Origin of the sequence: Actinoplanes ianthinogenes, from assembly GCF_018324205.1 — a bacterium.
Taxonomy (GTDB): Bacteria; Actinomycetota; Actinomycetes; order Mycobacteriales; family Micromonosporaceae; genus Actinoplanes; species Actinoplanes ianthinogenes.
Genome location: NZ_AP023356.1, coordinates 7,173,987 through 7,180,980, shown reverse-complemented (window position 1 = coordinate 7,180,980; position 6,994 = coordinate 7,173,987). Strand labels below are relative to the sequence as shown.

General features: G+C 71.2%; 7 protein-coding genes. 6 read left to right on the top strand and 1 reads right to left on the bottom strand.

Features of this window, described 5'->3' with window-relative positions; translation table 11 throughout:
* The first annotated feature begins 11 nt into the window (after positions 1 to 11).
* The 3 genes from Aiant_RS32675 to Aiant_RS32665 all read left to right on the top strand — a co-directional run bounded on the left by Aiant_RS32675 (position 12) and on the right by Aiant_RS32665 (position 2,166).
* Positions 12 to 791: a hypothetical protein gene (locus Aiant_RS32675; RefSeq protein ID WP_189333515.1), complete on the top strand. Its 780-nt coding sequence runs from the start codon at positions 12 to 14 to the stop codon at positions 789 to 791.
* Positions 788 to 1,168: a GntR family transcriptional regulator gene (locus Aiant_RS32670; RefSeq protein ID WP_189333516.1), complete on the top strand. Its 381-nt coding sequence runs from the start codon at positions 788 to 790 to the stop codon at positions 1,166 to 1,168. The genes Aiant_RS32675 and Aiant_RS32670 overlap by 4 nt, the downstream gene beginning before the upstream one ends.
* Positions 1,169 to 1,272: 104 nt before the next feature.
* Positions 1,273 to 2,166, top strand: coding sequence for an oxygenase MpaB family protein (locus tag Aiant_RS32665; protein WP_189333517.1), 894 nt, complete (start codon positions 1,273 to 1,275; stop codon positions 2,164 to 2,166).
* Between the two features lie 23 nt (positions 2,167 to 2,189).
* Here the strand turns inward: Aiant_RS32665 and Aiant_RS32660 are convergent, their stop codons facing one another.
* The gene (locus tag Aiant_RS32660; protein WP_189333518.1) at positions 2,190 to 3,965 is read right to left on the bottom strand and encodes an AMP-dependent synthetase/ligase; all 1,776 of its coding nucleotides are present in this window, start codon (positions 3,963 to 3,965) and stop codon (positions 2,190 to 2,192) included.
* Positions 3,966 to 4,032: 67 nt separating this feature from the next.
* On the opposite strand from Aiant_RS32660, the gene Aiant_RS32655 reads away from it, so the two are divergent.
* Genes Aiant_RS32655 through Aiant_RS32645 form a run of 3 tightly spaced genes read left to right on the top strand, consistent with a single transcriptional unit; the run spans position 4,033 to position 6,932 of the window.
* Positions 4,033 to 4,590: a PadR family transcriptional regulator gene (locus tag Aiant_RS32655; RefSeq protein WP_189333519.1), complete on the top strand. Its 558-nt coding sequence runs from the start codon at positions 4,033 to 4,035 to the stop codon at positions 4,588 to 4,590.
* A gap of 3 nt (positions 4,591 to 4,593) precedes the next feature.
* Entirely contained in the window at positions 4,594 to 6,264 is a 1,671-nt protein-coding gene (locus tag Aiant_RS32650; protein ID WP_189333520.1) for an acyl-CoA dehydrogenase family protein, read from the top strand.
* Positions 6,265 to 6,308: 44 nt separating this feature from the next.
* Positions 6,309 to 6,932 (top strand): TetR/AcrR family transcriptional regulator, encoded by a 624-nt coding sequence (locus Aiant_RS32645; RefSeq protein WP_189333521.1) that lies wholly within the window; start codon positions 6,309 to 6,311, stop codon positions 6,930 to 6,932.
* The last annotated feature ends 62 nt before the right edge of the window (positions 6,933 to 6,994 follow it).

Below are 6,994 nucleotides of genomic sequence, written 5' to 3'. Positions count from 1 at the left end.
AGTGGGGGATCATGACTTCGTATCCGGTTGACGACGTGGCCCGAGTCGGCCGCCGGATCCTGATCTGGCGGCTGGCCGGCCTCGTCCTCGGTCTGGTGGCCGCGATCCTGCTGGCCACCGGCCCGCCGAGCCGGCTCGGCGTGAACACCGCGCTGGCCGTCCCGGCGTTCGCGCTCGGCCTGCTGGCCGGCGTGATCCTCGGCGAGGTCACCGGTCGCGCCCCGGCCGGCGCCACCCGCACCGCGACGCTCGAGGTGCGGACCGCGACCGCGTTCCTGCCGCGCCGGATGACCGGCCTGGTGGCCGGCCTCGCCGTGCTGGCCGCGGCGTTCTACACCGCGACCACCCTGGCGGCCGGGCCCGACGACCTGGGCCGGGCCGGCCGCGCCCTGACCGTGACCTGCGATGACGTGACCGTCAGCAACACGCCGTGGCCGGGCGAGTTCTACACCTTCCCGATCGCCCTGGCGATGCTGGCCGGGCTGACCGCCGCGGGCTTCGCGACGTGGGCCGTGGTGCGACGCCGCCGCCCGGTGGCGGACGAGGCCGGGCGGGCGGCCGACGACGCGGTACGCCGGACCGCCGCCCGCGCGATCGTCGCCGCCTGCGGAGTCCTGGTCTGCGCCCCGCTGGCCGGCTCGGCGGCGGTCGCCGCCGGTGCGCTGGGCAACATCCCGTGCCCGTCGCCGGTGTACCCGGTGACGCACTGGGCCTCGCTGGCCATCGCCCTGGTCACCGGCCTCCTCACGTGCGTGTTCACCGCGTTCACCCTGCGCCCCGGAACGCGATGACCATCCAGCTCCGGGTCGACACCACGCTCCCGGTCCCGCCCTACGAGCAGATCCGCGCCCAGCTCGCCCAGCTCATCGAGCACGGCGCCCTCCCGCCTCGGGAGCGCCTCCCCCCGGTCCGCCAGCTGGCCGCCGACCTGGGTCTGGCCGTCGGCACGGTAGCCCGCGCCTACCGCGAGCTCGAACTGGCCGGCCTGATCGTCTCCCGCCGTGGCGGCGGCACCCGGGTGACCGATGCGCCACCGGTGCGCCACGACCAGCTGCTCGACCTCCGGGCGGCCGACTACGTCACGGCGGCCCGCCGGCTCGGTGCGACCGACGAGCAGCTGCTCACCGCCGTACAGAAAATCCTCGGAGGCCGAACGCCCTCCCGATGACGTCCCGTCGTATCAGCGCTCGTCAGCCGATACAGCGACGGCGCCGAGCCGGACAAAATACAGGCGGAGCCGTCCGCACCCGCCGTCAAGGAGATGATCGACTGATGCCGCGCCGACGCTGGGAGTTGCGGGACAGGATCGCCCGCCTGGACCCGGACCGTGACCACCTGGAGATCTATCAGCTGTCCGCGGGCCGGGAGTTTCCCTGGGACTACACCCGGGCCCTGGAGTTCGCGCTGTTCCGGACGTACTGCGTGCCGAGCATCTCCCGGCTGCTGGCGGCGACCGGAGAGTTCCGCGACCGGCCGCAGAAACGGTACGACGACACCTCCCTGCTGATGGCCGAGATCGCCACGCACGGTTACGACTCGCCGCGCGGGCGGGAGGCGCTGAAGGTCGTCAACCGGGCGCACGGCCGCTTCGCGATCAGCAACGACGACATGCTGTACGTGCTGTCCACGTTCATCTACGACCCGATCGAGTGGCTCGGCAAGTACGGCTGGCGACCGCCCCACGAGCACGAGAAACTGGCGGCCTTCCACTACTACCGCGAGGTCGGGCGGCGGATGGGCATCCGGGAGATCCCGGCCGGCTACGCCGAGTTCCTGGCGTTCAAGCAGCGCTACGAGCGTGAGCAGTTCGTCTACTCGGAGACCAACCGGCAGATCGGCGAGTACACGGTGGGCCTGTTCGCCGCCTGGTTCCCGGCCGTCCTGCGCCCGGCCGTCCGCCTCGGCGTCCGCGGCATGCTCGACGAGCCGATGCTGCGCGCCTTCGGCTTCTCACCCGCCCCACGCTGGGTCGGCGCCCTGGGTGACCTCGGCCTGCGCGCCCGGGCCCTGGCCCTGCGCTTCTTCCCGCCGCGCCGCACCTCGATCCTCGGCGTCTCCCCGCGCAACCGCACCTATCCGGGCTACCCCGCCGATTACCACCCGACCGACCTGGGCGCCGAGGCGCCCGCTCCCGACTTCCCGGCCGAACACCTCCGCCGCGCCTGAGACCGCCACCGGCGCACCGAGCCTCACGACTCCTGGACGTAAAGCGCGTCGATCGCCGCCGCGTAGCGCTCCTGCACGATCCGGCGCCGCAGCTTCAGCGTCGGGGTGAGTTCACCGGTCTCCGGCGTCCACCCGTCCGGCAGCACGTGGAATCGCTTGACCTGTTCCGGGCGGGACAGCCGGTCGTTGGCCGCGCCGACCGCCGCGGTGATCTCGGCGAGCAGCGCCGGGTGCACCGCCAGGTCGGCGAGCGCCAGGTCGAGACCCTGCCGGGCGGCCCAGGCCTGCGCGGTCTCCTCGTCGAGCACGATCAGGGCGGTCACGTACGGCCGCCGGTCCCCGATCGCCACCGCCTGCGCGATCAGCGGGTGGGCCCGCAGCAGGTTCTCGATCTGGGCCGGGGCGATGTTCTTCCCGGCCGAGTTGATGATCAGCTCCTTCTTCCGGTCGGTGATGGTCAGGAAGCCGTCGGCGTCCAGGGTGCCGACATCGCCGGTGGCCAGCCAGCCGTCCGCGTCGGTGACCGGCTCGACGCCGCCGTCCGGCAGCAGGTAACCCGCGCACACCAGCGGCCCGCGGACCAGGATCTCGCCGTCCTCGGCCAGCCTGAGCTCCATGCCGGGGTTGACCCGGCCGACCGTGCCGGTCCGGAAGCTGTCCGGGGTGTTGATGGTGGCGGTCCCGGTGGTCTCGGTCATCCCCCAGACCTCGAGCACGTCGATGCCGATGCCCGCGAGGTAGAGCAGCACCTCGACGGGGATCGGCGCGGCGCCGCTGCCCGGCCAGAGCACGTTGTCCAGGCCGAGCCCGGCGCGCAGCGGCCGCAGCACGCGGGTGTCCACCAGGTCCAGCCGGGTGGTCAGCTCGGGTGGCAACGGCTGCCCGGCCTCGCGCAGCTTGTGGGCCTGCAAGGCCACCTCGCGTGCCGTCTCCACGGCGTTGCGGACGGCCGGGTCGGCCGCGGCGAGCTGGGCCTGGATGCCGGCCACGAACTTCTCCCAGATCCGCGGCACCCCGAAGAACGACACCGGCCGGACACTGATCAGCCCGGCGAGCAGCTGGGCGGGGTCGGGGCAGATGGTGACGTGCCCGGCCCGGTAGATCGCGTTGTAGACGCCGAGCATCCGCTCCGCGATGTGCGCGAGCGGCAGGTACGCCAGCGACGCCGCGTGGTCCGGTGTCGGGACCGTCGCCTCCAGCACCACCGACTGGTAGATCACGTTGTGGTGGGTGAGCACCACGCCTTTCGGGTCGCCGGTGGTGCCTGAGGTGTAGAGCAGGGTGACCGGCTGGTCCGGCCGCACCGCGCGCCAAGTCTTCGTGAAGGTCTCCGGGTCGGCGGGCCGGGCGGCGATCCGCGGCAGGTCCCGGTCGAGCACCAGAACGTGCTCGACGTGTTTCGGCAGCGGGGTCCACTTGGCCAGGTCGGCTTCGCGCTCGAGGACCAGGATGCGGGCGCCGCTGTGCTCGGCCAGGTAACCGAGCTGGGCCGGCGCGAGGGTGGCGTAGACGGTGGACGGGATGGCGCCGAGGTGCACGGCGGCCAGGTCGACCAGCCAGTGCTCGACCCGGCTGGACATCATGATCAGCATGCGGTCGCCGGCGCCGAGGCCGAGCTCGGACAGGCCGCGCGCGATGGCGGCGACCCGGTCGCGCAGCTCGCGCCAGGTCAGGGCACCCGGGACGCCGAGCGTGCTGAGCGCCGGCAGGTCGCCGAACTCGGTGGCGTTGCGGTGCAGCAGGGTGGGAACGGTCAAGCCTTCTGCGGTGGCGGAGCACCGCTGGGCAACGGAGTCCATTCCGGAACAGTAAGCCTTCGAACGGCGCATCTTGCTATGCAACGAGTTGCATAGCAAGATGCTGGGCATGGCGCTGGAGCACGCGATCCTGGTCTCCCTGCTGGAGCAGCCCGGATCCGGATATGAGCTGGCCCGCCGCTTCGAGCGGTCCATCGGCCGCTTCTGGACCGCCACCCACCAGCAGATCTACCGGGTGCTGAAGCGGATGGAGGCGGACGGCTGGGTCACCGCCGTCGACGTCGGGCAGGACGGCCGGCCGGACAAGCGCGACTTCACCGTCTCGGCGGCCGGCCGCGAGGTGCTCACCGGGTGGCTGCACGAGCCGGTGCAGCCCGAGGCGGTGCGGCACGATCTGGCGGTGAAGGTGCGCGGCGCCGCCTTCGACGACCCGGCCGGGCGGGCCGCGCTGATCGACGAGGTCGTGCGTTACCGCGCCGAGCACGAGGAGTTGCTGGCGCGCTATCTCGCCGGCGAGAAACGCGACTTCCCCGATATTTCGTCCTTGCGCGCCGGCGAGCGGTTGCAGCATGTCGTGCTGCGCGGCGGCATCGCCTACGAGCGGATGCTGCTCGACTGGCTGGACGAGGTCCTCATCACGCTCCGTCATCTCCGAGAGGAATCCTGAACAGTGCTGTTCAATCCGAACACGACCGACTTCGCCCAGTTCGACGCGGAGACGCGCCGGCTGCTGCGGGCCACCGTCGACTTCTTCGAGGAGCGCGGCAAGAAGGAGCTGATCGACCGGTACATCAACCGGGCCTGGTATGACGACTTCCTCGCCTTCTCGGCGAAGGAGGGGCTGTTCGCGACGTTCATGACCCCGGGCGGTCATGGCGCGGACAAGCGGTGGGACACCGCCCGCAACGCCGCGCTGAGCGAGATCCTCGGGTTCTACGGCCTGGACTACTGGTACGTCTGGCAGGTCACCGTGCTCGGGCTCGGCCCGGTGTGGCAGTCGGCCAACCAGGCGGCCCGCGACCACGCCGCCCAGTTGCTCGACGACGGGCATGTGATGGCTTTCGGTCTCTCCGAGCGCAGCCACGGCGCCGACATCTACTCCACGGACATGGTCCTCACGCCGACCGACTCCGGGTATGTCGCCAACGGCACGAAGTACTACATCGGCAACGGCAACGTCGCCGGGCTGGTCTCGGTGTTCGGCAAGACCGCGGACGGCTACATCTTCTTCAAGGCCGACAGCCGCCACCCGAACTACCACCTGATCAAGAACGTCGTGAACAAGCAGATGTACGTGAGCACGTTCGAGCTGCGCGACTACCCGGTGCGCGAGGAGGACGTGCTGCACACCGGGCAGGCCGCCTTCGACGCCGCGCTGAACACCGTCAACGTCGGCAAGTTCAACCTGTGCACCGCCGCGATCGGCATCTGCGAGCACGCCATGTACGAGGCGGTCACCCACGCGCACCGGCGGATGCTGTACGGCAAGCCGGTGACGAACTTCCCGCACGTGCGGCGGGAGCTGGCCGACGCGTACGTCCGGCTGGTCGCCATGAAGCTGTTCAGCGACCGGGCCGTCGACTACTTCCGCTCGGCCGGCCCGGACGACCGCCGCTACCTGCTCTTCAACCCGATGACCAAGATGAAGGTCACCACCGAGGGCGAGCGGGTCATCGACCTGATGTGGGACGTGATCGCGGCCAAGGGCTTCGAGGCGGACACCTACTTCGACAAGGCCGCCATGGACATCCGCGGTCTGCCGAAACTCGAGGGCACGGTGCACGTCAACCTGGCGCTGATCCTCAAATTCATGCCGAACTACCTGCACAGCCCGGCCGTCTTCGACGAGGTGCCGACCCGGACCGACGCGGCGGACGACGAGTTCCTGTTCCGGCAGGGCCCGGCCCGGGGGCTCGGCGCGATCCGGTTCCACGACTGGCGGATCGCCTACGACAAGTTCGCCGCCCTGCCCAACGTGGCCGAGTTCCGCAAGCAGGCCGACGCGCTCCGCGGGCTCGAGGTGGCCAAGGAGCAGCACGCCGACCTGGACTTCCTGCTGTCGGTCGGCCAGCTGTTCGCCCTGGTCGTTTATGGACACCTGATCCTGGAGCAGGCCGAGCTGACCGGTCTGGACCACGCTCTGCTGGACGAGATCTTCGCGGTGCTGGTGCGTGACTTCGCACAGCACGCGACCGATCTGCACGGCAAGACCACGACCACCGACGAGCAGGCGGCGTGGGCACTCGCCCAGATCCGCCGGCCGATCGCCGACGAGGCGCGGACCGCGGCGGTGTGGGAGCAGGTGCTGGCGCTGGTCGGGGCGTACGAGATGCGCCCGTGAGGCAGCGGGCCTCACGGTGCGTCACTTGCGTTACCGTGGGGCCCATGCCGCGGCGTCCCCCAGGAAGTTATCGCGTAGGGATCGCCCGCCGGGAGGCGATCCTGGAGGTCGCGACCGGCTACTTCGCCCGGGGCGGCTATCACCACACGTCGATGGTCCGGATCGCCGCCGACGTCGGGATCACCGAGGGCGGCCTGCTGCACCACTTCCCGTCGAAGAAACACCTGCTCCTCGCGGTCGTCGAGCGCCGCATCCGGAGCGCCGCCCAGTGGCTCGACGACCTGCCGCCGGAGGCCACCGGCCGCGACGTGCTCCGCCGCCTGGCCGGCGTCACCGAGCGCCAGCTGGCCGAGCCCGGCCTGATCGAGCTGTTCGTCATCGTCTCGGCCGAGGCCGCCGACACGTCGAGCCCGGCGCACAGCCTGTTCGCCGAGCGATACGACAACGCCGTGCACGGCCTGGCCGCCCTCCTGCGGCGAGCGGTCGCCACCGGCGAGTTCCTCCCGGACACCGACTGCGTGGCCGTGGCCCGCGAGTGCATCGCCAACAGCGACGGCCTCCAGTTGCAGTGGGTCCTCAGTGGCGGCGCGCTGGACCTGGTCGCCGCCGCCCGCGCCTATCTGGACCGCCTGGCCCGGACCATCACCACCGACGGCGCCGGCCTCTAGCGTCCCCTCCCCCGCGATCCGCTGCCGGTGGCTTGACGGCCGGATAGTAAGCGCGCATACTA